The 26,522-nt window shown below is 44.7% G+C and carries 24 protein-coding genes and 1 other RNA gene; 7 read left to right on the top strand and 18 right to left on the bottom strand.

All coding sequences use genetic code 11. From position 1 onward, the window contains the following. From bioD to Q0117_RS01850, 6 genes are all read right to left on the bottom strand, one after another. Window positions 1-474 (bottom strand): dethiobiotin synthase (bioD, locus tag Q0117_RS01875; RefSeq protein ID WP_297921750.1); only part of this gene is annotated, 474 nt, incomplete at its 3' end. A gap of 185 nt (window positions 475-659) precedes the next feature. Then, window positions 660-1,172, bottom strand: a complete 513-nt coding sequence (locus tag Q0117_RS01870) for a pyridoxamine 5'-phosphate oxidase family protein (RefSeq protein WP_297921747.1) — start codon at window positions 1,170-1,172, stop codon at window positions 660-662. Further along, complete coding sequence (ftsZ, locus tag Q0117_RS01865) at window positions 1,173-2,333, bottom strand: cell division protein FtsZ (RefSeq protein ID WP_040303139.1); 1,161 nt, start codon at window positions 2,331-2,333, stop codon at window positions 1,173-1,175. Window positions 2,334-2,355: 22 nt separating this feature from the next. Then, window positions 2,356-3,723 carry a cell division protein FtsA gene (ftsA, locus tag Q0117_RS01860; protein WP_297921744.1) on the bottom strand — a complete coding sequence of 456 codons (1,368 nt, stop codon included), beginning with the start codon at window positions 3,721-3,723 and terminating at the stop codon, window positions 2,356-2,358. Beyond that, window positions 3,716-5,173, bottom strand: a complete 1,458-nt coding sequence (locus tag Q0117_RS01855) for a peptidylprolyl isomerase (protein WP_297921741.1) — start codon at window positions 5,171-5,173, stop codon at window positions 3,716-3,718. Before Q0117_RS01855 ends, ftsA begins: the two co-directional genes overlap by 8 nt. Before the next feature lie 132 nt (window positions 5,174-5,305). After that, window positions 5,306-5,866 carry a class II aldolase and adducin N-terminal domain-containing protein gene (locus tag Q0117_RS01850; RefSeq protein ID WP_295152874.1) on the bottom strand — a complete coding sequence of 187 codons (561 nt, stop codon included), beginning with the start codon at window positions 5,864-5,866 and terminating at the stop codon, window positions 5,306-5,308. A gap of 64 nt (window positions 5,867-5,930) precedes the next feature. Here Q0117_RS01850 and rsmH point away from each other — a divergent pair, with 64 nt between their 5' ends. The 3 genes from rsmH (at window position 5,931) to Q0117_RS01835 (ending at window position 9,653) form a co-directional block, all read left to right on the top strand. Further along, window positions 5,931-6,866 (top strand): 16S rRNA (cytosine(1402)-N(4))-methyltransferase RsmH, encoded by a 936-nt coding sequence (gene rsmH / locus Q0117_RS01845; RefSeq protein ID WP_297921738.1) that lies wholly within the window; start codon window positions 5,931-5,933, stop codon window positions 6,864-6,866. Between the two features lie 917 nt (window positions 6,867-7,783). Then, entirely contained in the window at window positions 7,784-8,593 is an 810-nt protein-coding gene (locus tag Q0117_RS10615; RefSeq protein WP_366807657.1) for a hypothetical protein, read from the top strand. Next, window positions 8,583-9,653, top strand: coding sequence for a DNA recombination protein RmuC (locus Q0117_RS01835; protein WP_297921735.1), 1,071 nt, complete (start codon window positions 8,583-8,585; stop codon window positions 9,651-9,653). Before Q0117_RS10615 ends, Q0117_RS01835 begins: the two co-directional genes overlap by 11 nt. Window positions 9,654-11,716: 2,063 nt before the next feature. Here the strand turns inward: Q0117_RS01835 and Q0117_RS01830 are convergent. Next, entirely contained in the window at window positions 11,717-11,995 is a 279-nt protein-coding gene (locus tag Q0117_RS01830; RefSeq protein ID WP_297921732.1) for a hypothetical protein, read from the bottom strand. Window positions 11,996-12,032: 37 nt separating this feature from the next. Then, window positions 12,033-12,349, bottom strand: an RNA gene (gene rnpB / locus Q0117_RS01825) — RNase P RNA component class A. A gap of 209 nt (window positions 12,350-12,558) precedes the next feature. On the opposite strand from rnpB, the gene Q0117_RS01820 reads away from it, so the two are divergent. Then, window positions 12,559-12,777 carry a hypothetical protein gene (locus Q0117_RS01820; RefSeq protein WP_297921729.1) on the top strand — a complete coding sequence of 73 codons (219 nt, stop codon included), beginning with the start codon at window positions 12,559-12,561 and terminating at the stop codon, window positions 12,775-12,777. Then, a complete protein-coding gene (locus tag Q0117_RS01815; RefSeq protein ID WP_297921726.1) occupies window positions 12,770-12,994 on the top strand; it encodes a chemotaxis protein in 225 nt (74 codons plus the stop codon). Before Q0117_RS01820 ends, Q0117_RS01815 begins: the two co-directional genes overlap by 8 nt. A 362-nt stretch (window positions 12,995-13,356) precedes the next feature. Here Q0117_RS01815 and truD read toward each other — a convergent pair whose 3' ends face one another. Beyond that, window positions 13,357-14,469 (bottom strand): tRNA pseudouridine(13) synthase TruD, encoded by a 1,113-nt coding sequence (truD, locus tag Q0117_RS01810; protein WP_297921722.1) that lies wholly within the window; start codon window positions 14,467-14,469, stop codon window positions 13,357-13,359. Between the two features lie 106 nt (window positions 14,470-14,575). On the opposite strand from truD, the gene Q0117_RS01805 reads away from it, so the two are divergent. Further along, window positions 14,576-15,610, top strand: coding sequence for a hypothetical protein (locus Q0117_RS01805; RefSeq protein WP_297921719.1), 1,035 nt, complete (start codon window positions 14,576-14,578; stop codon window positions 15,608-15,610). 123 nt (window positions 15,611-15,733) lie between these two features. Here the strand turns inward: Q0117_RS01805 and Q0117_RS01800 are convergent, their stop codons facing one another. The 8 genes from Q0117_RS01800 to Q0117_RS01765 form a co-directional block, all read right to left on the bottom strand. Next, window positions 15,734-16,255, bottom strand: coding sequence for a hypothetical protein (locus Q0117_RS01800; protein WP_297921716.1), 522 nt, complete (start codon window positions 16,253-16,255; stop codon window positions 15,734-15,736). Window positions 16,256-16,271: 16 nt separating this feature from the next. Then, complete coding sequence (locus tag Q0117_RS01795; protein ID WP_297921713.1) at window positions 16,272-16,754, bottom strand: hypothetical protein; 483 nt, start codon at window positions 16,752-16,754, stop codon at window positions 16,272-16,274. Between the two features lie 440 nt (window positions 16,755-17,194). Then, window positions 17,195-17,881: a lysophospholipid acyltransferase family protein gene (locus Q0117_RS01790; RefSeq protein WP_297921710.1), complete on the bottom strand. Its 687-nt coding sequence runs from the start codon at window positions 17,879-17,881 to the stop codon at window positions 17,195-17,197. Further along, window positions 17,862-19,154 (bottom strand): SH3 domain-containing protein, encoded by a 1,293-nt coding sequence (locus tag Q0117_RS01785; protein WP_295152901.1) that lies wholly within the window; start codon window positions 19,152-19,154, stop codon window positions 17,862-17,864. Before Q0117_RS01785 ends, Q0117_RS01790 begins: the two co-directional genes overlap by 20 nt. Next, window positions 19,148-19,813: a phosphoribosylformylglycinamidine synthase subunit PurQ gene (gene purQ, locus Q0117_RS01780; RefSeq protein WP_297921707.1), complete on the bottom strand. Its 666-nt coding sequence runs from the start codon at window positions 19,811-19,813 to the stop codon at window positions 19,148-19,150. Before purQ ends, Q0117_RS01785 begins: the two co-directional genes overlap by 7 nt. Then, on the bottom strand, window positions 19,810-20,046 hold the full coding sequence (gene purS, locus Q0117_RS01775) for a phosphoribosylformylglycinamidine synthase subunit PurS (protein WP_297921703.1): 237 nt from the start codon (window positions 20,044-20,046) through the stop codon (window positions 19,810-19,812). The genes purQ and purS overlap by 4 nt, the downstream gene beginning before the upstream one ends. Window positions 20,047-20,049: 3 nt before the next feature. Then, window positions 20,050-20,769, bottom strand: a complete 720-nt coding sequence (gene purC / locus Q0117_RS01770) for a phosphoribosylaminoimidazolesuccinocarboxamide synthase (protein ID WP_291937547.1) — start codon at window positions 20,767-20,769, stop codon at window positions 20,050-20,052. A 10-nt stretch (window positions 20,770-20,779) separates the two neighbouring features. Continuing rightward, complete coding sequence (locus tag Q0117_RS01765; protein WP_366807659.1) at window positions 20,780-22,069, bottom strand: S41 family peptidase; 1,290 nt, start codon at window positions 22,067-22,069, stop codon at window positions 20,780-20,782. 216 nt (window positions 22,070-22,285) lie between these two features. Here Q0117_RS01765 and Q0117_RS01760 point away from each other — a divergent pair, with 216 nt between their 5' ends. Further along, window positions 22,286-24,895 (top strand): AAA family ATPase, encoded by a 2,610-nt coding sequence (locus tag Q0117_RS01760; protein ID WP_297921700.1) that lies wholly within the window; start codon window positions 22,286-22,288, stop codon window positions 24,893-24,895. Window positions 24,896-25,588: 693 nt separating this feature from the next. Here Q0117_RS01760 and Q0117_RS01755 read toward each other — a convergent pair. Further along, a complete protein-coding gene (locus Q0117_RS01755; protein WP_297921697.1) occupies window positions 25,589-26,131 on the bottom strand; it encodes a hypothetical protein in 543 nt (180 codons plus the stop codon). Window positions 26,132-26,522: the final 391 nt, after the last annotated feature.

Here is a 26,522-nt window from a genome sequence, read left to right as displayed (position 1 = left end):
CAGGACATAGACGCTGCAAAGCGCGCTGTTTATCGCGCCCAGCTCGTTTTTGCAGACCAGAACGATCGGCGCATCTACCGCTCTCATCACGTCTAAAAAGCTCTCGTGCGAGTTTAGCGGCACGAAAATACCGCCTGCGCCTTCGATCAGCGTGATTTCGCACTGCGCCGAATGAGCGTCGATAAATTTTAAAATTTCATCCGTCTTGATCTCGCGGCGCTCCAAACTCGCGCTGTAGTGCGGCGAAGCGGGAAATTTAAACGCATAAATCGGCGCAATGTCGCTATCTGCGCTTACTTTAGCATACTCGCTCACATCCGGCGCGACAAGCCTGCCGTCACGTATCTCGCATCCCGTCTGCACGGGCTTTAACGCGATTGCTGTGCGACCGCTCTGCAAAAACGCCCGCAGAAGCGAAGCTGTAACGAATGTCTTTCCTACCTCCGTATTCACGGCGGTTATAAAAAATTTCAATCTCGCTCCTTTAAAGCCCATCATAACTGAAATCAAATAGCGGCGTTGAAAAGAGGTACCGCACTAAACCCAAGCGAATGTCGATCGCAAGTAGAGTAGGGCGGTCGACAAAAAGGATAAAAACATATAAAAGAAGAGATTCCTGCAAAGTAAGGCATAGCGCAGGAAGCGCAAATTTGGACGCATTATAAAATTTTAGCCTTTGCGGTTACGGATTTTATTTTAAGCTCATACACTTTCGTGCGTTTTAGGGATGCTTTGGAGGCGAATTCTACGCGCGACATATAGTTTGGGGTGTATTTTTCGCATAGTATCCGCAGGGCGTAAATTTTACGCTCGTCATCTTCTACTTCGCTTGCTTCGCAAACGGCGATTGCGCTGCGGTACTCTGTCGTATAAACTCTAGAGCCTAAAGCGGCAGCGTCGTTTGCGATAGATCGGTATTCTTCGTCACTTGGGGTAGGAACGCGGTTGTAGCTAACAAAAACAGCCGTTACCGCGCGTCCGTTTTGAAAGAGTTTCGCCTTTGTACCGGCAGGCGCGCCGTGGATATAAATAATGTCTGCATCGCGCACGGGCGAGATAGGCACGCTAAAAATTTCGCCGCTCTCGTCTATGCAGCTAAGCGTAGCATATTCGCTCTCGTCGATGATTTTTAACGCCTCATCTTCGCTTAGCTGCCTATCTCGTCTGCGCATTTAGTCCATCTGGTTGCGTAAGAATGCGGGCTCATCGAGCTCGTCGTAGGTTTCGTCTCCGTTAAAATCGCCGCTACTTACCTTTTGTCTAGAAAAGATAGAATTTCGACCCATGCTCTCTAAAAGCGCCTTCCTGCGATCCGCTACGTTATCGCTGGCGACCTGCTTTTTTTCCTCGATGCTCCTTTCAAAACCGGTGGCGATGAGAGTAACTTCGACGCGGTTATTTTCCATCTTAGGATCGGTGGTGGTACCCCAAGTAACATCGGCATCCTTATCCACGGTATCTTCGATGATATTCATAGCAGATTCGATCTCAAGCAAGGAGCAATCAGGCGACATCTTAAAATGCACTAGCACGCCCATAGCGCCGTGGATAGAGGTATTATCCAAAAGCGGAGATTGAATCGCGCTTTTTAGAGCTTCTTCTGCTGCGCCATCACCTTCGCTAACGCCGATACCCATAAGCGCCAAACCGCGGTGAGTCATTACCTTTTTAACGTCGGCATAATCGACGTTGATATCGCTATCGCCGGACTCTAAGATCACGGAGATCATACCGTTTACGGCTTGGAATAGGACATTATCTACGATCTTAAAGGCATCTTTTAGGCCGGTTTTTTTATCGATGATCTTTAATAAATTTTGATTTGGGATAACGATTATTGAATCGCACTCTTTTTTAAGCTCTTCAAGACCCTCTTGTGCTAATCGCATACGTTTTTTACCCTCAAAACCGAAAGGGGTAGTAACGACGCCGATGGTTAGCGCTTTTTTCTCTTTCGCAGCTTTTGCAACGATAGGTGCAGCGCCCGTACCAGTACCGCCGCCTAGACCGGAGCCAACGAAAACGATATCAGAGTAGTCCAAGCGGTCTTTAAGATCGTCATAATTCTCCTCCGCAGCCATTTTAGCAAGCGCTGGATCCATACCGCAACCAAGGCCTTTGGTGGTGTTTTCGCCTAGTAAAATTCTAGTATTTGCGATCGATTTTTCTAACGCCTGCGCGTCGGTGTTAGCCACCATAAGCTCAACGTCGGTTTTGGTAAATCCTTCGCGGATCATATGATTTATCATGTTGCATCCGCCGCCGCCGACGCCGATAACCTTCATCTTGGCACCGTAGATGCCCTTTCTTTCTTCCATACTATATCCTTTCACGAGTATCTCCTTAGCTTAAAATTTAAAACCAATTTTTCATAGACGACCAAATTTTATTGAAAAAATTCTGTCCGTCTTTTTTGGGAAGTTGGATATTTAGATCCTCCTTCTTAGCCGCACCGCTATCCGCTCTGATGCCCTCTTTTTCTATCGCCTTACTGACCTCTTTTTCATAATATTCGTTCACATTTCGTTTCGGAGCCTTGTTTATAACTTCGTCTTTGTAGCGGAGTTTGCCGTTAGAGTCCATCTCGTAAGGGGTGAATTCGCCGAAACCATACATGCAAAGTCCTAGTGCGCAAGAATTTGAAATATCATCGGCGATCTCGTGCAGACCGCCCACGCTCTTTGCTCTTGCAACCCTAACGGAAGTGTTATCAAAAACTATCGCCGCTAAATCGCGCACATCGTCTAGCTTCGCCATACCGCCCGTGATTACGATACCTGCGCCTATGCGGTCTTTATAGCCGCTTCTTTCGATCTTATCGGCTATCATATCGAAAGTCTCTTTAACGCGAGCAAGGATTACTTGCGAAATGATCTCAAGGCTTATTATGTGATTTTCCGATTCGCTATCGCCTAAAGCAGGCAATTCAACTTCGCTATTGCCTTGATTAATTAGATCGTTGTAGGTGATCTTTATGTTTTCCGCATATGGAAGCGGCGTATGCAGAGCGCGCGATAGATCGTTAGTAACGTTATTAGAGCCGAACATCACAACATCGTTATAACGTAAGGAATTTCCCAGGTGGATGACTATATCGCATGTAGCGCCGCCCATATCGATCAGTACGACACCTAGCTCCTTTTCGTCTTTGCTAAGCGTAGATATGGAGGATGCGTAGCCTGAAAGGACGATGTTATCGACCTTTACGCCTGCCATCTCGACTGATTTTTTCAAATTTTTAATCGAGCTTTCCGGCGCGATGACGATATGTGTGGATACCTCTAGGCGCGTGCCACTCATACCGAGGGGGTCTTCGATGTGTTCCTGCTCATCGACTCTAAAATCATACGGAAGCACATGTAAGATTACACTATCGCTAGGCACATTTGCTTGCGCTTCGGCAACCTGCATAGCGCGCTTAATTTCATCCAGTCCAATCTCATTTTCCATAGTTATGACGCCGCGAGATTTAACGCTTTTGGCGTATGAGCCGGAGATCGATATGATAGCTTTATCATAGCTTTTGCCAGCGCCTTTTACCGCTGCTTTCACCGCCTGCTTTATTGAGCCCGCGGCTTGCTCTATGTTTGTTATGACACCCTTTTTGATACCTAAAGTATCGGCTCCGCCAACGCCTAAGACCGTAAAAATGCCATCATTTTTAGCGATTATCGCGCGAATTTTAGTCGAGCCTATATCTAGACCTAAAATATACTCACTCACTGTCTTTACCTTTAAAATATCTTTCGGTTTTATAGCGCTTTTCTAGCATTTTGGTTAGATCGTCTTGCAGATTGGAATTTAATAACGTGGTTATCCTATCAGCTACGATCGTTTTTTCTTTATCTATCTCTTCGCTGCTGCCCAGGCTCTGCTGTAAAATTTTATACACTACGGCTTTATTATCAAACATCACTATCCCTTCTTTCGCAGGCTTATTAAACATATCGATAAGAAATTTATAAAATTCGTCATCGCTCAGCTTGGTATTGTTTTTGCTGTTAAGAGATAGCGTGCCGAAATCTTCGCCTTTGAAATTTTTAAGCGCATCTTGAGCTCTTTTTTCAAGTAACTCTTTGCGTTTTTTCGCTTCAAATTCTTTGGAAGCCAAAGGCTTAGCCTCATCGAAAGTCATCTGTCTAGGTTGCTCAACGCCGTTGAGCTTGGCTATTAAAAATCCGCCCTTGTATTCAAAAGGTTTTATCACTTCGCCGGGCTTTGCGATCTCTATATCGGCAATCGGGAAATTTTCCGCCGTAGCTACGATAGTTTCGTTGGTATCGATTTTGCCTTTTTTGATATCCAGATAATCTTTGGTAGCAATTTTTTTAGCCTGATCCATTCGGTAGTCTTTTAAAACATCTGGCTTGGCTTCTGCGAAATCCAATAGTTTATCATCCAGATTTCTGTACTCGCCTCTGTGCTCTTCGTAAAATTTACTTAGCTCGGTTTCATTTACGTCCGCGTTGCTAAGCGCTACGAAATAGGCTCCTAGATTATATTTTTTCTCCGTCATAAAGTGCGATTTCTCGCCTTCCCAAAATTTCTTTAGCTCGTCGTCGCTAAAGGTAACGTTAGCGTCTGCGTAGACTATCTCTGCAGAAACCTTATCCTGCATTAGCTGCGATGCAGCAAACGCCTCTATGATCTTGGAATTTGGCGTGATCATTAAAGCCTTGCCTAGCTTTTGCAGAGTTAGCGTTTTTTGTAGATTGCGCTCAAATTCTTTTTTGGTTAGTCCGGAATTTCTTACGACATTATCGTAAAGTTCCTTACTAAATGCGCCATTTTCTTGGAAATTCGGCGAGTTTAGCACAAATTCCGCCACATCTTTATCACTAGCCTGAACGCCTAAGTCTTTAGCAAAATTTAGAAAATACGCTTCGCCAATTAACTGATCTACTGCGATCTGATCTAGATGCATATTTTTGGCTTGTTCTTGAGTAAATTGCCCATCGCTCATAGCACTCAGCCTGTTGTATAGTTCGGAGTATTTTGTGTTTAGTTCTTGATTGGTTATGGAAATCTGCCCTACTCTAGCAATTGAGCCTGCGCGGTTAGCATTCATATCATATGCGCCCCAGCCGACGAAGCCTGCGCCCACGAAAGCTATCGTGCTTATCCAGATCGTCGGTATAAGCGACTTCTTATGCTTTTGCATCCATTCTATCATCTAAATCCTTAAATAGCTAACTAAAGAAATTTTTTGTTAGTAATTATACAGATAAAACCTTATGTAAGGCTGAAAAATAGGCATTTTTGGCGAATTATAACGCGTTAGTAAACGATTTGGTATACATTAATCTTAGCTTAGCAAAAGCAGCTTTGAACTCATTTCTAAAATCGCTATTTTTTTCGCCATTTGCTGCGCGCTCCTTGCATGGGCAAAAACCCCATAGCCGCGAATCACCATTATATCGCTATTTTCATTTATCATATAGTTACAAATTTCGTACGGCGCGCGCTCGTGCCAGTCGTCGTAGTTCTTAGGATCGTAAATTTCAATGCGCTTAAATTTGCTCACCCCAAAGTAATCTCGCGGCAAAATAAAATCATGCTCCAGCGTATATGCGACGAGATACGGCGGTGTCGCGTAGGTTACAAATTTCGCCTCTTTTATATTTTTGTAGATATTTATATGTATGTCGCTATCGATGCTAGCATCCTGCCAGCGGTAGTCTTTTTTTGAAAACAGCGTTATAAAATCATCTCTATCCAGGCTATCGAAAATCGCATCTTTTTTGTTGATCAAAAATTGATTTTCTTTAATTTTTGCTGAAATCGAGCCGTGAAAGATCCCAAAAAGCCTATCTCTAAACATCGAAAGCGAAATTTTGCGTAAAATTTCATAATAATACTCATCCATCTCTCGCCTTTGTAAAAAATTTCGCTATTATATAGGATTAGAAATTTCAAAAGGATAAATTTAAGTGCAAGCTCCACATATTCCGGTGCTTTTTTCGCAAACGATCGCAGCATTTTCGCAGATTGAGGACGGCTACGTTATCGACTGCACGCTAGGCTACGGAGGGCACAGCGAAGGTATTTTGACCGCTAATCCGCGTCTTAAGCTTATCGCTTGCGACAGAGATGCCGAAGCGATAGAATTTTCGCGCGAGCGGCTCAGTAAATTTAAAGATCGCATAGAAATCCACAAAGCAAAATTTAGCGAAATTTTAGAAATTCTGCCCGAGCAAAAGCTCCGCGCAGTTCGCGGGATATTAGCCGATATCGGCGTTTCGTCGCTTCAGTTGGATAAAAATTCGCGCGGCTTTTCCACTAAAAGTGACGCGCTGGATATGCGAATGGATGAGAGCGCAGCTCTAGATGCGGCATACGTCGTAAACCACTACTTGCAAGCGGATCTGGCGCGCATTTTCCGCGAATATGGCGAGCTAACAAACGCTAACGCAATCGCTGCTAAAATAGCTACTGCACGGGCTAACGCACCACTAACAAGCGCCAAAGCTTTGGCAAATTTAATCGGAACGAAGCCCGTTAAAGGGCGTAGCATCAGCACGGCTACGCTAGCATTTCAGGCGATCCGCATCGAGGTAAACGACGAGCTTGGCGAACTAAAGCGCCTGCTCGCGCTCATTGAGCAAAAATCGCGCGATTCAATTCTAACTAATGCAACTGTCGCTATAATCTCGTTTCATTCGCTTGAAGACCGCATAGTAAAGGAGCGATTTAAGGCGTGGGGGCGCGATTGCATCTGTCCTAGAGAGTTTATGCGCTGTGAATGCGGCGGCGGACATTCGTTAGGTAAAATCCTAACCAAAAGCCCTATAATAGCGGACGCGCAAGAGCTTGCGCAAAACTCGCGAGCAGCGAGCGCGAAGCTTAGAATTTTTCGGCTAAAATAACCGCCTTTGCTTGCTATGAATTTTAAATTTTGACGAAATTTTGTAAAATTTATAGATTTGCAGGCATTAAATTTTAAAATTTTACGGAATTTTAAAATCTAGCTTACAAAGATTCGCTTTAGAATTTATGATATTTTTCAATGCTATTTTGAGTACCTAATAGCTAAATTATAAAATTTAGCAAAAAATTTAACGTTTAATTTTACGCTATATTTAACGTATAATTTTATGAGATTTAACTGATGCATATTTAAAAAACTAAGTGGCAACATAGATATAAAACCGAGCAAAAGTTAAAATTTGGCGCCTAAAGCAAGCGGCGTAATGCCAAATCTCGTTCTTTGCTTTAACGAAATTTTGTAAGCGAGCGGTAGTTTCATTGACCTTTTATATGATAGAGCCTATCTTGCAAGCGATATCCTTCGCTTAGCGTTTTAAGGCGCATCGAAGACGCAGTAAAAATTTTAAGCGGTTTTTCAGACGATTTGACAAAATTTTATAAGATAAGCTGAGTAAAGCGAACTTGATTTTTACCTGTCAAAATAAATTTCCCAAGCAGGCGGTGCAAAAAACGAGCAAAATTAACGCGATGCTTCTTTTGAAGCTTCTGCTGCTATACAATATCGTGCAAAGAACCAGCCGAATAAACGCAATAGCCTGCTAAAGTAAAATTTTGTTTTTGCTGGCCGAGATAGAATTTGGCGAGTTAAGATAAAATTCCATTTACTGAGGTAAAATTGCAAAGAAGAATTTCGTTCGTAGCTTTGCTTTTAAATTTTACCTTAACGGCCCATTGCTGGGTACACACTTTGCTGGATACACGCTAGCTGCGGGCTTCGAGCTGAATTTATCTTGACGCAGGCGCCTTGGCGGCGAGTAAAGATAAGATCGTAGCTTTAAATTTATGGAGATTTTAGATGAATAAATATGAATATTTTGCCGACGACGATGACGGGCACGACTTCGCAGGAACATCTGATTTAGCGGGCATAGAGCTTGCGAAAAGACGAGCTATGGAGGATCTGACGGATGAGGAGCTAGAGGATAAGCTTGCCGCGGATCTTTCCGTAAAACGAAACTACGCGGGCGCAGCGGGCGGTTACGACGATTTTACCGGCTTGGAATTCGAAAGTTCAGGCTTTATAAATACCCAAAACTATCTAAATTCCGAAAGCGGCGGAACAAAATTTAATAAAAGCAACAAAGTAAAATTAAAAGGACGCGACGACGCAAATCTTTCAGCCAATCGCGGCAGCGATAATTCCAGCGGAGCGAGCTATGGCGATTTTGTAGGTGCCAATTTTACCGGCAAGGTGGATTATGCGGCGTTTGTGGGTGCGAACTTTACAGGTACACAAAATCAAAATTACGCAGATCTGGGCACGCATGATTATGCAAGCCTTGCCGCAGGGCGCAGCTATGGCAGTTTTACTGGCGCACAAGACGAGCTACTACGCAACTACGATGCCGAGAAAAAAAAGGAGAAAAATCTCACGCTTTATCAGCTTTTAGTCGTTTATCTGCTGATCGGATTTGCGTTTTTGCTGACGGTGCCGGCGATTTACATCCGCAACGAAATTTATTACATCAGCCGCGACATCGCCGCGCTTCGCACTAAACACGAGGTTTTGCTTGAGGAAAATCGTGCGCTTAACAACGATATCGAATATCTGCGCTACAAAAATGAAATTTTAGATCCGCAAAGCGTGCAAGAAAATGGGCGCTGATGGGATTTTGCTCGCGGCGTTTGCATTTTTTGCTGCGCTAGTGCTTGTCCTGCTGATCGCGCTCGTACTGCAAAACCGCCGCATAAGCGATGCAAACTCTGCGCTTAGCGAGCTTTTAAACGAAAGGCTCACAGCTCAAAGTGCGAGAGCAAGTGCCGAGCTTTTTAAGCTAAATCAAAGCCTAAATGACGGCTTTAACGATAAGCTCTATTATCTTAATAGATCCCTAGGCGAGGGGTTGCAGCGCCAAAATAGCGCGCTTAGCGAGAATTTAAGCTCGCTGGATCGTGGCTTTAAGGACATAGCGGAAAATCTAGCGCGAATGAGCGAGCAAAATAAAACTTCACTTCAGGTGCGTGACGAAATCGCAAGGCTAAACTCGATTTTAGGCAATGTAAAACTACGCGGCAACTTCGGCGAGTACCGATTAGAGAGAATTTTATCGATGATCTATGGGCAAAACGCCGCGTTTTACGAGCTGCAAAAGCACCTACCAAACGGCAGGATCGCAGACTGCGCGCTACATATCGCAAAAGAAAAAATTCTTTGTATCGACTCAAAATTCCCACTTCAAAGCTATGAAAAAATTATCGCCGTCTCCGCCTCAAACGACACTGCAGCGCTTGCTAGTGCGGATAAGCAGCTAGCCGCTGATATGAAAAAGCACGCCGCAGATATCGCGGAAAAATACATCATACCGCCTCTTAGCACGGAGTTTGCGGTGCTATTTGTGCCGAGTGAGGCGGTTTTCGTCTACGTCTGCGAGAAGCTGCCGCAGGTGCTTGAATACTGCGCGCAAATCGGCATTTTTGCGGCATCGCCCACGACGCTACTGGCGCTTTTAGGCACGATCCGCACCTTTGTAAAAGACGAGGCGCTCGCGCAAAATATAAAATCGGTAAAAGATGAAATTTACGCGCTAAAATCGGACTTTGAGACGCATGCTAAGTATGCGACGGCGCTTCAAACATACGCAGATAAGCTCGCCGCGCAAGCAGAGCTTTTAAACAAAAATACAAAATCTCTAAAAGCCCGCTTTGAGCGTTTTGGCGAGCTGTAATAAGGCAAACGTAGCGTACAATGCGGCTTGGAGTGCTTTAACAAGCTTATAACGTGACGAAATTTCGCAGGCAGGCGAGTGGCATTCAAATTAAATTTGCACTTCGCCTATTTTGCAGATAAAATTTCCATTTGAGGCAGATAGACGGAATTTAAAACTCAGCTTAATGGATTTGTTACTCGAGCGAGCAGAATTCGAAGGCTGTCTGATGCGCATAAAATTTGATCGGCTAAATTTCATGGGCGCGCGAGCAAATTCAATCCGCTTAAGCATTAAACGCACGCCCTCGTCACGATGTGGCAAGATCAATCGCTACGCTTTCCGCCCCCAGAAATTCGGCGCTGCTATACTAAAACAAAATTTGACGCCACATATTGCATGCGTAAATTTGCGGTTGCAGGCAAAATTCTACATTTCAGAGGCGGAATTCATGATTCATGAGCGAAATTTCGTATTTTGGCGAAACTTTAAAAAGCGGCTTACAGGCACTATGAATTTCAAACAGCAGCGCTGCGAGCATGATTAGCCGTTTGACGCTAAGAAATTTATGGGCGTTGCGCGGATATAATTTCAGATTTTGACAAAATTTCAAAAGCGATCTGCAAGCGCGCAAATTAATTTACAATCCCGAAAGCTCATAAATTTGTATTTTACGGCGACACAAAAACCTCGCGCATTAAAGCGTAGCCAAGATAAACATCGCGCTTGCTTTGGACGATTGGTGCGAGCGTAAAGCAAAAACCGCGGCTACTTGCAAACTCAAACCCTTGCTCCGTATAAACAAGCTGAATAAAATTCTACGCCGAATATTTTTTGTCGCCGTTCGTAAAATTTCAGCGCAATTTAGCTCGCTAAATTTTATCAGCCGCAGCAAGTGGCGTAAATTTTAAAATTTAACTCGCGAAATTTTAAAGTCGTAGCATTCTGAGCAGCTAAATTATCGACAAAGGCCTTAAACTCTGCCTCTCATAAAGCTTTAGCTTTTGCATTGCAGGCTTGCAGGCTTTTTAAAATTATCCACCGGGCGACTTATTTTGTGAATCCAACGTTTATTCAGAGTAAAATTTCAAAAACGGACGCGAATCTCAAAAAATACGCCGTATTTAAAAAAATGGAAAGATTAGACGCGCAATCTTACGCGGCGACAAGATGAAATTTTAAGTTCAACGCGGCGCCAAAACACACAAAATTCTCTTGCGAAATCGTAAAATTCTAAAATTTCTCGACAAAAATCAAAGCCATAGCACTGTAAATTCGCCAAATACCTTCGCGCTAAAAATCCAAAATTCCGCTGCTGTGGTCTCAAAAAACCGCACATCTTAAAACTCTGCGAGTAAACTGAAATTACCAAGCGCCTTAAAACCGCATACGCAAGCGAAAAAATTACACCGTACCTTAATACTGCGCTAATGATCTCGTTTTACCACCCTTATACGCCTCGAAAATCGCACAGCAGATCAAAACTGAGTAATAGGATTTTTGATACCTGATTTTACGATCGATCCAAGCGCCTAGGCGCCAATTCAAATCCACTCGATGAAATATATTTATATTGAGGCTGCGAGGCTTTGGCAGACACATAAACGGGCACAGCAACCAATTCCACGTGACGGAATTTTTAGTGCGACTTTGCACCAATCCGATTAATAAATCGTTCGTCGTCCGCCTCACGGCTAAATTTTGGGGTATTGCTTTGCTACTTTAAATCACTAATTCAAATCTGCGCGGCGGAATTTTTGGTGCGACTTCGCAACTTCAAGGCTTAGCGCCGATTCGACTAATAAATTGCGCGTTCCTTAGCCAATGCACGAGTATGTGGCGCCGTTATATGATTACCGAAACTTGGCGCACCAAGCTAAATACGGGCATGAATAGGCATCGTGCCCATGCTTCACACCGCGACTTCGTATCGCTAGAGCCAAGCGTACGTAATAAATTGTAGATATTTTTTTGCTTCGCGCAAAATTCTAAATAGTTCTTAGCAATTTTCATAAAATCTTTGAGCGTTTTACGCCGCTACCCCGCAGTCATGTTTATACCAAATCACGCTCAGTCTGCGCCGCCTACTTATCGGTCGCGCAATTTTCATTGTAGTAGGCGATGGTGCGCTCGTACTCGTCGTAAGCCTGTATATAATCGTTCGCAACGCTTGGGTTTGCGTATCGATCCTCGACCGCTAAAAGCTCCGCTTCGAGCTCTTTGTAGCGCTCATAAACCTCTGCGCAAGCGCGATCATGAGCATCGCCTTGCAAGATTACTGACTTATCAGGACCCGCACTCGCGCAGCCTCCGAGCCCCAAAACGACGGCGTAAAGCGCGCCACATAAAATTAAGCTTTTCAAAATTTTTTCCTTATTCCAAGCAAATAAATTCAGCGTAAAAAGAGGTGTGGTTATAAGCCGAGTTCCGTTACAGCGGTCATTTATCTAGACCGATTTTTGCAAATCGGTTCGAGCGAACGGTTCGAATATAAGACGAAACCACCCGTTCTTGCTGCAGGTTGGGTTTGCATTGCCGCCCGTGTCTCCACGCGCGCGGTGGGCTCTTACCCCGCCCTTTCACCCTTACCGCTTGCGCGGCGGTTTGCTTTCTGTTGTACTTTCCCTAGGGTTGCCCCCGGCGTCCGTTAGACGCAACCTTGTCTTATCGCAGCTCGGACTTTCCTCTCCTTGCGGAGCGACCGCACGCCACACCCGAGCGCAATTATAGCTTTTTTGGCTTAAACTTCGTCGTATTTCACGGGCTGTAAGCTCGTTGAATAAAAATTTAAATGAATTTTTTATCTGAACATTTACCGATGAAATTTCGTATTTTGCTTAGAAATTAAAATTTTAATTTTAAGCGGATATTAATAATTTAATGATATACTTTATCATAATTGATTTTATTAAAAGAGGGGAATGTAATGAAAAAGACAATATTATTTATTTGTTTATTACTAGGCCTAACGGGATTTTTGGCTGCCGATTCGGCAAACGATAGCCAGGTGTTGAGGCGTTGTAGCGATCGTGATATTTGTATAGATTTATGCCTAGATGAGCTTGGTGCTCCTGAGCCATATGCATTTTGGAACTGTGTGAACAGCTGCTTATCAAAAATTGCAAGGAGTGATTGTGATGATTGAAATTTTGGAGAAAAACGACGATTTATTAGTAAATATTTTAGGGGATGCGAAAGAATTAGTAAAAAATTTCTTGCAACTATCCAAGTCGGATGAGAAGTTTAAAGATTATTATAAAGAAATTACCGATGCGGGGCTTTTATTTTTTCGTCTGCATGAGAAATTTCATAAAGAATTTCCCGAGCTAAAAAACTGCAAGATAAAAGAGTATAAAAAATAATCTAAATTTGCTTTATATTTTCAAAAGGCGGATCGATTAAAATTTCGGTGCGGCAAGAACAGATCGTCGCGAAATAGAATTTTATAAAATTTTATCTGCGACCGAGCCAAATAAAATTTTAACTTTGAAATTCTATGGCTTAGACAAAACGGCACGCTTTCTGCGATAAAATTTTACGAAATTTCATAAAATTTCATCGTCGCATAAATTTAAATCCACGCAGCAAGCTCTAAAATTCCGTAAAATTCCGCGTGGTGCGCCGCGACGTAGCGTAAATGTGGTGCGAACCCTACTCTACGGCGCGGTTTGACGTGGCATGACATGGGACGCGTGAGTCCTTACCCTACAGCGCGCGATGCGGCTCAATCCTCGTCTGTCGCGGCGCCCTCGAATATATCTCGGTGCAAAATTTCTTCCAAAACGACCGTCGCGTAAGAGCCTTTCGGCAGGTAAAAACTGAAGCTAAAATGCGCATTTTGCGCATCGTAAGAGTGCTGCACGCGCTCCATAAAGCTCCACGCAAACCTGCGCGAGCCGTTCATCTGTGCCTCAAACTCGCGAGCGGGCGCAAAAATTTCATCTTCAAATCTACCGCCAAGCCCGCTAGCTCGCAGCTTCGCTCGCCCCGCGATAAGGCCTGCACTCGTGATTTCTCGCCTCGTAAACCGCTCGCACTCCGCGCCAAGATCGTCGCAGCTAAAAAACGCGCCATGGGGAAAGTGTCCTAAAATCTCGCCTCTTAAAAGCTTAAAAAACTGCGGCTGAGCCGCGATCTCGCGCGCCTCATCTTTGCTTAGTCCATAAATTTTAGCAAACTCTCCAAGGCTAAATTCCGCCGCAAATTTTGAAATTTCGACCCGCTTGCTAAGCCAGCGGTTAAAAAGCTCGCTCTGATAGGCGCTGATTAGAAAGTCGCGCATTTTGGGGTTTTTAAGCCGCCTCTGTCCGCGCAGCACCTCCTCGCCCTGCGCTGCGTTGTCGCCGAACTTGCCGAAGCGTTGATAGCCGAAGTAGTTTGCAAAGCCCTCGCGCCCTAGCGTATCTAGCGCGGCTGCGAGCTTGACGGCGTCGGGCGGCAGGACCTTTTTTAGGCGGATGAAAAAGTCATTGCCCTTTAGATGCCCGATTTTAAGCTTATTTTTGTGCCTTTGCACGCTTAGAATTTTAAGGCTCTCGTGCGAAAATCCGCCCAGTGCGAGTTCAAATTTAGCAGGCATACTAATATGCTGCGTCGTAAGGCCTTGCTTGTCCTTAAGCCCCGCGTAGCCGAACTCGCGCATCTTAGCGCCCGTATGCTCGCTTAAAATCCGCAGCGCCTCGTGCGTGCTGATGCCCTTTTTTTGTAGCAGCAAAATGCAGTGCTCGCCTTCATTGCTAGGCTCGTAAAGCGGCACTTCGCGCACGACGAAATCGCTGGAGTTTTTACTAAAATGCGCATTTATCGGCGCGTGATTTAGGGTGTATAAATTTTTCATAGCCGGCCTTTGCGTTAATCTAAGGCTCAATTTTATAAAATTGAGCCTAAAAAACTCATTATTAAGGCAAATTCTAGTATCATTCGCCATAAAAAAAGGATGAAAAATGCTAATCAGGCTCTTTCGCTTCGATCCTCGCTGCGACGTCACAAGCTACTTCAAACCCTATGTTTATGAAAGCGCGCCCTTTGCCGATCTTACGGCGCTGCTTGACGACATCTACGCGCACGATCCCTATTTTAGCGCACAGGGGGTGGAATTTGTAAAAATCGGCGGCACCGCGGTAAGCGTAAAAGAGCCGCTAGATACGCTGATAGCGCACTTTGGAAGCGAGCTAATCATAGCCCCTCTTAGCGAAAAAGAGTCGATTAAAGATCTGCGCTGCGAGCCGAGGGCGTTTTTGGATAAATTTAAAGCTTTCGAGAGCATCGCGGACGCTGCTGATTTCGAGTTTTACAAAAGCCTCGCGCCTTATTTTTACTCGACGAAAATCCCCGCATGCTCGCAGGAGTTCTTGGGCAACAGCGCCTTTATCTTCGCGCACCGCCTGATGCAGACGCACCCGAGCGAGCGTATGAGGGTTTTAGAGATCATCGAGCCGCAGATGGCGTATTTTACGAAGTGCGACGCCGTGGGGATGGAGTTTGACGACCGCGCGGCATACAGGGCGTTTTGCGATATTTTAAAATACGAGCCCGCGCGCAGCAATAAAATTTTAAGCGCGCAGAGCATGGCGGAATTTGACGCAGCGGGCGCGAAGCACAATTTTAGCGGCTTTAACGTCGCCGTGTGGTACGACGAGGCTGCGGAGGAGCTGGCTAGCAGGCTGGGCGCGCAGATCGTGCACTTTGGCTGCGAAGGCGCGCCGCTTGGGGCGCAGATATATGAGCGCGAGCGGGAGTGCGCGCTGCGGCTGGGGAGCGAAATTTTATTTGACGCGTTTGATAGCGGAAGCGATTTTTTGCTAGTAAATTCCAAGCTTGCGCTTGATTTTTTAGACGGCAGAAGCGATGAAATTCAAAAGCTTTTCGGCAGAGGATTCGCGGGGTTTTATCTAATTACGACGGATGAGCTCATCGCTCTAGCTCGCGGCGAGAGGCCCGACTTTTCGGCACGCAAACTAAAGCCGACGCTGATTTAAGCGGACGGGGTTTTAAAATTTATCCTATTACGACGGTAAAATTTTAAATCGACTGCATATTTATGATCGGCATAAAGCAAATAGTTTTCTTAATCGCAGGCGGTTTAATCATCTACTATTTCTTTAATTCGGCATTTGTTGTTTTGCCCTATGGCTCGTATTCTTGCTTTGCTTTAAATTGACTATTAAGCTTGCCTTTAGTTTTTCTTTTGGAGTAAAATTTTCTAGTCCAACTCCGCCACCGCCATATACGCTTAAAATTTTTCTCAAAATATCTATAATTTCATCGCTGGTTGTATTCTCGGCATCTGTTTTTATATCGTGAAGCTCATAAATAATTCTATGCGGATCGCCAATCGTTTCATCATTAAAAATCCGCCTCAAGTCCAGCTCTATATCGTTACTTTTATAATGCAATAGCCATATCGTTTTAGTTAAGGCATAATCTCCTATATCTCTTAAATAATCATGCGATATACGAATTAGCCAAGTGTTATTTTCTCGCTCTATACACCAATCTAATCTTTTTAAAAACCATAAACTAATTTCGTCATCATCATATTTTTTGCGTATTTTGTTTATCGTTTCCAATAAACTATATTTTTCAATATCCTCTTTTGAAATACGCTCTGTAACAAACGCCATCCTCTCCTCCTTTTCTTTAAATTTTTGATATGAAAGTTACTTGAATATTTTCTCTGGGGATAGAATCTATTATAGCCCCTCTCTTATACTCATTTAAAATTTCTTTTAAAATATCTACAATCTCTTGTTTTGGTATATCCCCGATATCGCTTCTTATAGATTCCAGTTCATATATTAGTATAAACGGATTATCCGTATCTTTTTTACCGGTATATTCATTATGTATATTCCTCAGATCGATTTCTATATCTTTACCCTTGTAGTGCAAGATCCATATATCTTCGCCGCTATAGTTCATATCTCTAGGATCTCCGATAGTGATACTACATATTGGAAAAAGCCAAATACCTCTTTCTCGATCTATGCACCAACTTCTTGAATTTAAATCTACCCAATCAAGCTCACCCTGATAATACTTATTGCATATCTCATTGCATGGTTTTAGCAAATCGTATTTCTCGACATCCTCTTTTGAAATACGCTCTGTAATAAACGCCATTCTTTCCTCCTCAAGAAATTTAAAATTTTAGACCGCTTGCGGGTTGCCGCCGCCTTTGCTTTTACGACAAATCGTTTAGCCATTCGCGCAAATGGCTAAATATATGCTAAATTTCATCTTGCCGCGCCGCGTAAATTTTAAAATTTCGCTTTTATACAGGCGCTGTTTTCTTGCCTATCTCTTGCCGATAACTCGCCGCCTGCCGCTTAGATGAAATTTTAAAATTCCACCGCCTGTGCGCATGGATAAAATTTTAAAATTTCGTCGTCCACGCGCACGAACGAAATTTTAAAATTCCACGCCGCTTAACACGAGCGGATGAAATTTTATAAAATTTTGCCGCCGCAAATCAAAGCGCAAATAAACGCGCTAGCGCACAGAAATCGCGCGAATTAGTAAAAGTCGCGTTTGAATTTTATCGATAAATTTATGAATCCCGCCTATGCTTCGGCGGTTTCGTTTTCATTGATTACGGCTTGCATCGTGTCTCTGGCGTGCTGCAGCCAATCTTTATCGCTCGTATCGAGCAGGTCTAGGTAGATGATTTTGACATGTCCGCTATGGACGGTGAAATCGTGAGAGTTTGCGATGTGCTGCGTGCCGATGAGTACCACGGGCTGGACACGCAGACCAAGCTTGCTAACGATCGCTTTGGCGCCGCTTTGGAATTGCAAAAGCTGCGTGCCGCGATGTCTGGTTCCCTCTGGAAACATCGTGATGACGCGCCCTTCGCTCACGCGCTGCTGCACTTCGTGCACGATCCGCACCAGATCGCGCGGATTGGAGCGATCGACTTGGATCATCTTCGGAAGAGTGATGATTTTGCCGATGATAGGGATGTCTGCGATCTCTTTTTTAGCGATCCAGCAGATATCGGCGGGATGAGTCTCTTCAAGCACAACAATATCCATTATGCTTTGGTGGTTGGCGATTACTAACTGCGCGCGCGGATCGGGAGTGCCTATGATCTGGATATCGTATCCGACGCCGTAGCGCTGGAAGCGCCCCCAAATGCGGCGGAAGCGGCGATGAGAGGAGTTTTTTACCGCCATGGCGATCACGACGCAAACGACGGTAAAAATAAACCAAATCGCGTAAAATAGCGCTCTAATCCTTGCTAAGCTCATCTTTTTTAACCCAACCGATCTTGTTGCCGCCCAGCATAATTTTATAAAATTCCTTATTCGTACCCAAAATTTCAACCTTTTCGGGATTTTTAGTCACGTAAAACACGGTGGAACTTTGCATAGGCAGAATTCTAACCGGAGAATTTTGCGCGATACTGCCCGTGCCGTAAGGCCTTTGCGCATAGAAATTTACCGCCAAAATCAGCACCGCAAAGATGAGCGGCGTGATATTTTTACTAAGCAGAAACATCACCAAAAGCACGGCAGCTAGTGTGTAGATCGCGATCTGCTTGTAGGCTTCGAACTTGCTCTCTTTCGGATTTAGCCCAATCTGCGTGCTAAGATCCTCAGCGCGCGGATTGAGCTCAAGCCCAAAATTTTCAAATTTTTTAGTATTAAGATTGAAATAGCTGAAGTCTAAATTTGTGATATTTTTATCTACGACGGCGAAATAATATCCGCTTTGGCTCGCGTATGTGCCGCGCACGGAGTCCACCCCCTGCTTGATAATGGCTGGATTATCGATACTAAAAGCGCTGATTGCGCCGTTTCGGATACCAAGATCAAGCGTGAGTAAATTTGAAGCGTCGTCAAATTTAGTAGTTTTGTAGTTTTTAAGTTTCAGCTCGTCAGCTACGATATGCGAAAAATTAGGCTTCGTGTCAAGCTTCATAAATTCCGGATTATCAGGCTTAATAGAGCTTTTTTCAAAGAATTCTCCATTGCGCTGCAAGGTCAAAACGAGCTCATTTATCTTATCGCTCTTATCGCTTGCCGCAAACCACAGCGTCGTCTCAAACATCTCGTCGCCCTCGATCCACGTAAGATTATCGGCATTAAGCCACTTCATACCATTGGTGCGGCTGATCTCTAGCTTTGGCTTAACGGTGATTTTCTGCCCCAAATATACGGCGAAATCGATCTTAAAAATTTGATTGCAATACACCTTCCTAGGCATCCCGCTGGCTTTTAGCGTAAGCTCCTTAGGCTTAATGTCCTGATAGACCTTATCGTCGGATACATCAAGATCGACTTCGTTAGTAGGCGCCAAAGCCTTAAGATCGTCGATGCTTAAATTATCCATCGACATAACCTCTTTTTTATTGTATTTCAGCATTACCTTAGAATTATCGCGCGTCTGCGGCTCGTCGGGCTTATCCTCAGCTTTTTTCGGCGCATATTTACTTAGATCATCAAGCGAATCGATCTCAATCTCCGGCGCAGCAAACGCAAGCGTACAGACACCTAAAATAGTAAGAATTTTTTTTAGCAAATTAAGCCTTTTAGCATTTTCTCTCCATCCGTGCCGCCCAAAATAGGCTCTATCGCGCGCTCAGGATGCGGCATCAGTCCGAAAATCTTTTTGTTTTTATCGCAAATCCCCGCGATTGCGTCCACTGAGCCGTTCGGATTTAGATCCGCGCCATTTTCGTCGCAATATTTTAGCAGCACGCAATCCTCGTCGTATAGCGATTTCAGCGTATCTGCAGACGCATAATAGTTTCCCTCGCCATGCGCGATCGGGATATTTAGAATTTCGCCCTTATCGCAACAGTGCAGAAATTTATTGTCGTTTGAAACGACGCGCAGATGGTGAAATTTTGAGATGAAGCTTAAATTTATATTTCTACTCATCGCTCCGACAAGCAGCTTCAGTTCCAAAAGCATCTGAAAGCCGTTGCAGATACCCAAAATATAGCCGCCCTTTCGCGCGTGATCAAGCACCGCCTGCATTACGGGGCTAAATTTAGCAATCGCCGCGGTTCGCAAATAATCCCCGTAGCTAAAGCCGCCAGGAAGCACGATCAGATCGGCGTTTATGTCGGTTTCTTTATGCCAGATTATCTGCGTTTCACAACCGAGCTTATCAAAGGCGTATTTGGTGTCGCGCTCACAATTCGTGCCGGGGAAATTGACGATCGCTACCTTCATATCACGATCTCGTAGTCTTCGATGACGGTGTTTGCCAAAATTTCATCGCACATTCTAGCGACATCGGCATAAATTTTATCCCTATCCTCGCCATCTATATCAAGGACGATCTGTTTGGCTACGCGCACATCTCGCACGCCGCTAAATCCAAGCGCAGCGAGGGCGTGCAAAACCGCCTTGCCCTGCGGATCGAGCACGCCCTGCTTAAGCCTTACGTTTACAATTACCTTCATCGCTTATCCTAAAATTCTACGCAAGACCTCTTCGTAGGCCACTTTTACGCTACCAAGATCCTGCCTGAATACGTCCTTATCGAGCTTTTTGTCGGTTTGTTTGTCCCAAAAGCGGCAGCTATCAGGGCTGATCTCATCTGCAAGTAGGATATTGCCGTCCTTATCTCTGCCAAGCTCGATCTTGAAATCCACGAGCTTTAAATTTCGCTCGTCGAAAAATTTGATCAAAATTTCATTGATTTTGCGCGCGATCTTTTTGAGCTCGTCAAGCTCGCTTTGGCTCTTTACGGCGCCAAGCAACAAGCAATGCTCGTCGTTTAGGATCGGATCGCCCAGCTCGTCGTCTTTGTAGCAAAACTCCACCAGTGTAAACGGAAGCTTCGTGCCCTCTTTGATGCCTAGGCGCTTTGTAAGCGAGCCGGTGGCGATATTACGAGCGATGATCTCAAGAGGGAAAATCTTGCATTTTTTTACGAGCTGCTCGGTCGGACTGATCGTCTCAACAAGCGCGGTGTCGATGCCGTGCTTTTTAAGCAGATCGAAAATCAGCGTCGAAATTTTACAATTCAGCGCGCCTTTGCCGCTCTCTTCGGCTTTTTTGACGCCGTTAAACGCCGTCAGCGAATCTTTAAATTCCGAGATCAAAAGGTCGTCACTTTCGTTAACCGACCACATCTTTTTGCCCTTGCCTTCGTAGATAAGCTCTTTTTTGGTAGCTTGCATCACACTCTCCTTACTTGATGTTTAGAATTTTTATCGCGTCTATTGCGGTTTTTAACTGGATGTCGTTATTAATCTGCTCTGCGGTGATGAAATTTTTCTCATCCTTTTTCTGAGCATCTTTTTTCTTGGTCTCGACCTTGGCTAACTCGCCTTGCAGGTGCTTTTTGAGATCGGCTTCTTTTAGCGAGAATTCATCCTCGTCACGGCTCGGCACCTTGCCCGGCGCCACTATGAGATCAGGCGTCACGCCCACCGCTTGGATGGTGCGACCGCTTGAGAGATAGTAACGCGCTATGGTTAGTCGCAAGGCTTCTTTATCCTCGATCGGTAGGATCACCTGCACGCTTCCCTTACCAAAAGTTTTTTCACCAACCAACACGGCACGCTTTAGATCCTGAAGCGAGCCGCTTACGATCTCGCTTGCGCTCGCGCTACCGCCGTTTACTAGCACTACCAGTGGCAGGTCGGTGATCTTCTTTTTAGGATCGGCGTTATGTGCTTCGGTTTCGTTTTTCGCGCGCCCTTTTTGAGAGACGATAAGCCCTTTGCTGACGAATAAATTTACAAGTCCGATCGCCTGATCCAAAAGCCCGCCCGGGTTATTTCGCAGATCCAAAATAATACCCTTGGCATCTCTGTGCTCTTTTATAAATTTGCTCGCGTCCGCCACCACGTGCTGATCGAAATTTGTAACGCGCAGATATAAAATTTTATCATCCTCAATCATCTTGGCATAGACCGATTCCACTTTGATTATATCGCGGATAATCTCGACGTCGAAAGGCTTGCTAACGCCCTTGCGGACGATCGTTAGAGTGATTTTGGTTTTCGGCTTGCCGCGCATTTTTGAGACCGCATCGTCGATCGTGATGCCGAAGGTCGCATTGCCGTCGATACGCAAGATCACGTCGTTAGCCTGAATGCCTTTCTTATCTGCAGGAGTGCCCTCGATAGGCGAGATGACGGTCAGAGCGCCGTCTTTCATACCCACTTGAATTCCAAGCCCGCCGAACTCGCCCTCGGTCTGGACTTTCGTGTCGTTAAACGCCTTTTCGTCCATGTAGCTTGAGTGCGCGTCGAGGTTATTCATAAGCCCCGAAATCGTCTTATCCACAAGCTCCGAGAAGCTCATCTCATCGACATAATTGTTCTCGACGATCGCAAGCGTTTTAGTAAGCTTGGCTAACGCCTCCAGACGCGTTTTTTCGCTGTCTGGTTTTTTAGTCGCATTGACCTCTCTGGCTTGTAAATTTCCGGTAAAAAAACTGACGCCTAAGAATAGAGAAAATATGAATCCCAAGCCGAAGAAGAGGTGTTTTTGTCGCAAAGTTTATCCTTGAAAGTAAAATGGAGTGAATTTTATAGAAAATTGGCTAAAAATAAGGTAAATTTCATACGAAATTTGCGCGTTTACAGATAAATTTAAGCCGAAAATTTTAAAATCTCACTAAAAAACCTTGACATAAACACACTAAAGTTATATAATGCAATCAACTTCAACTTTAGGAGAAAATTTATGAACGAAACTATTGAAATTTTAACCGATAAAATGCGCTCTTTGCTCGAAAGCAGCATTTCTTTGGCGATCCATTCCAAAAATAGCGAAGTGGGCGTATTGCACATGCTCTGGGCTTTGGTAGCCGACAGCGGCTCGGTTCTAAATCAAATTTTTAATAAATTTAGCATCGAAAAGACCGCGGTCGAGCTTGAGATCAAAAGCGAAATTTCAAATTTGCCTACGAGCTCAAACGTCACGAAGGAAAACGTGCGAATCTCGCGCGAGCTGATGAACTCGCTAGAGCTCGCAAAAGGGCTGATGACGAGCTCGGGCGATAAATTTATCGCCGTAGATACCTGGCTGATTGCAAATTTAAACGCAGATCCTCTAAAGAAAATTCTATCTAAATTTGCAGATCTTAGCGAGATCAAAAAGGAGCTAGAGGCGCTTCGCGGCGGCAAAAGCATCGATTCGCAAACCGCCGACGAGACGCTTGAGGCGCTTAGTAAATTCGGCGTCGATCTCACCGCAAAGGCAATCGCGGGCGAGCTCGATCCGGTCATCGGCCGCGACGAGGTGATCTCGCGAATGATGCAAATTTTAATCCGCAAGACGAAAAACAACCCGATCCTACTCGGCGAGCCGGGCGTTGGAAAAACCGCGGTCGTCGAGGGTCTTGCGCAGCTGATCGCCAAAAAAGAGGTACCGCTTAGCCTACAAAACAAACGCGTCATCGCGCTTGATATGAGTGCGCTGATCGCGGGCGCGAAGTACCGCGGCGAGTTTGAGGATAGGCTCAAAGCCGTCATAAACGAGGTCGTAAAAGCCGCAAACGTCGTACTTTTCATAGATGAAATTCACACCATCGTAGGCGCGGGCGCAAGCGAAGGCTCTATGGATGCCGCAAATATCCTAAAGCCCGCTCTTGCGCGCGGCGAGCTGCACGCGATCGGCGCTACGACGCTGAAAGAGTACCGAAAGTATTTTGAAAAAGACACCGCGCTTCAGCGCCGCTTCCAGCCCGTAACGGTCGCGGAGCCTAGCGTGAGCGAGGCTACGGCGATCCTGCGCGGCATAAAGGAGCGGCTAGAGGTGCATCACAACGTCACCATCACCGATAGCGCGCTTGTGGCGGCTGCAAGGCTAAGCGACCGCTACATTAGCGATAGATTTCTGCCGGATAAGGCGATCGATCTCATTGACGAAGCGGCGGCAGAGCTTAAAATGCAGATCGAAAGCGAGCCCAACGAGCTTGCCAAGGCTAAGCGCGACATCCTTACGCTTCAGGTCGAAAAGGAAGCCCTTAAGATGGAGGATGACGGCAAAAACGATGAGAGGCTCGCGCAGATCGATAAAGAGATCGAAAATTTAACCGAGCAGAAAAACGCGCTTCAGGCTAAATTTGAAAACGAAAAGTCCGTATTCGGCGGCATCAGCGAGGAGAAAAAAGCAATCGACAGCCTCAAAAACGAAGCGAGCTTAGCAAGACGCAACGGCGATCTTAGCAAGGCTGCCGAGATCGAATACGGCAAGATCCCCGCCGCGCAGGCAAAGGTCAAGGAGCTTGAGGCGAAGTGGGACGTAATGAAAGAAAACGGCGTGCTTTTGCGAAACCGCGTGGACGAGGAGAGCGTGGCTGAAATTTTAAGCAAATGGACGGGCATCTCGGTAAGCAAAATGCTCTCCTCCGAAAAGGAGAAATTCCTCCACATCGAGGAGCACCTAAAAGAAAGCGTCGTGGGACAGGACGAGGCGCTGCACGCCATCGCTCGCGCCGTCAAGCGCAACAAAGCCGGTCTCGTGAACGAAAACCGCCCTATCGGAAGCTTTTTGTTTTTGGGCCCTACCGGCGTCGGCAAGACCGAGAGCGCGAAGAGCTTAGCTAGATTTTTATTTGACGACGAGCGAGCGATGATCCGCTTTGATATGAGCGAGTATATGGAAAAACACAGCGTCTCGCGCTTGCTTGGTGCGCCTCCCGGATACGTGGGCTACGACGAAGGCGGACAGCTTACCGAAGCTGTGCGCAGAAAGCCCTACTCCGTGCTGCTTTTTGATGAGATCGAAAAGGCGCACAAGGACGTTTTTAATATCCTGCTTGGAATTTTAGACGACGGGCGTGCGACCGATAACAAGGGCGTTACGGTTGATTTTAAAAACACGATCATCATCCTAACGAGCAATATCGGCTCAGCTAAGATTATGGAGCTTGACGCCAAAAATGCGGATAAGCCGCGCGAGGTAGCACTTGCCGAGCGAGAGGAGGCGGTAAAGAGCGAGCTGAAGAATTATTTCAAGCCCGAATTTATCAACCGCCTGGACGATATCGTGATCTTCAACGCCCTAAGCGAGGATGATCTTATAAAAATCGTGGGCATTATGTTTAAGAGCCTGCAAAAAACACTCACAAACCGCGGCATTAACGCGAGCCTAAGTGAAAATGCCAAAAAGCTCATTGCCTCGGCAGGCTTTGATATCGAATACGGCGCAAGGCCGCTACGAAGGGCGCTTTACGACCTGGTGGAGGATAAGATCGCCGATATGATCCTAAGCGACGAGATCAAAACCGGCGATCGGATCGAAATCGGCGCGCGTGACGGCGAGATCGAGATAAAGAGGGTGAAGTAAAATTTAGCGGAATTTATCCTGTGGGGTAAATTCCGCGCTTTGATGGAACAAATTTGACGAGGTAAATCTCACGCCTTAGCTAAGTAAATTTGGTGGGTAATCTATCCCTTGGGAATTGAAACTTGGTATTTTGCGCCATGATAGGATCGGCGCATAGTAGAATTCCATCCCGTCGGGAATTGAAACAGCTCAACTATCGCGTCAAGTCTATTGAAGATCGGGTAGAATTCCATCCCATTGGGAATTGAAATACTCTATTTAAAATCTCATTTCCCTCTCACATATTAGCATTCTATAGAATTTATCGAGCCAAATCCTGCTCAATAAAATTTTTATCAAATTAAATTCTAGACTTGAAGTTTTAAAATTTTATCGAGCAAGGCTCCGCATCTCAGAGCTTAGAATTTCAAATTTAAGAAACAGTGGCTTTGAGTTGCAGGATTCAAAAGCGTAAGGATTTTAGATCATAAAATTTTGAAAGATCGGCAGGATTAGAATTTTAAATTCAAAGTCGATGATCGGAATTTCAAACTTCAAAACTTAAAATTTTAAATTTGAAGCGGGGGCAAATTTTAAGATCATTTCAAAATTTGCCCCTTTTAAATTCCCATTTCTCAAGCTCTATTCACAAAATTTTACGTATTAATTTACGCAAAATTTAGCCAAAAAAATGACTAAATCAACCTATCCGCATTAAATTTTATCTCTTCTTTTTAGAATGAAAACCGTTGCAGACGCGATTATTAGCGATGATAAAGCGCTTATAATCATTATGTTAAAATTAAAATTTGAGCGATCAAACAGATGACCCAACCAAGTCAAATCGGCTCCTGTTAGGATTATCACAGCTAGCGAATAAGTATAAAATAGACTTATAAAAAATGCAGATGCGCCGGATATTTTATCCAGCAGGATAAAAGCCTTTATTTTGGAAAATACGAAGCAGCAGATGATCAGAGGCAAAATTACCGTCGCACAAAATAGATACAATACCATAGCGCCGAAAATATCGCTTTCGCTATCGCTCGCTTCTTCGTGCCACGTTAGTTCAAAAGCTTTTAAAACGATAGAAAACGGATTCGCGATATCGTAACCGCTATACTCCGCCAAAAAAACCGCGTCTATGCCGGCAAATATAACGCCCAAACAATCTATTGTAAAAAAGAGCAAGGCGATCCAGAATAAAATCCTCACCCCTTTTAGCTCAAAACATTTTTTAATGAACTCTTTTATCACCCTAGCCCCTAATTTATAGCTTTTAAGACCAATTCGGCCTTTATGTTGCGTTTTATTTCGACGTTTTCAAAACTCTTTGTCGTGATCTCTCATCAAATTTAAGCCTTGGCTGCGCTAAATTTTAAAATTTACCGAGCTGAATTCTGATCGGATAAAAAACTATTTATCCTTTTCTTGCATCTATCAACGTGACTTTATAATTCTAACCTTGCTTATTGTTATAGCGTCATTTTTCATCCTTTATATTTAATCGTGCAGAAAAGTTACGACTTCATGCTCTTTTGGTAAATTTTCTCTACCGTCAATACCGCGACTACCATATTCTTTTAAAGCCTCATTTAAGACGTCATAAAGTTCATCTAACGAAATTCCGTCAATACTAGAATTTATA

Source organism: uncultured Campylobacter sp. (genome assembly GCF_937997535.1).
Classification (GTDB): domain Bacteria; phylum Campylobacterota; class Campylobacteria; order Campylobacterales; family Campylobacteraceae; genus Campylobacter_B.
Note: the sequence above shows the minus strand (reverse complement) of the source record. Positions and strands in the feature narration are given on the sequence as shown.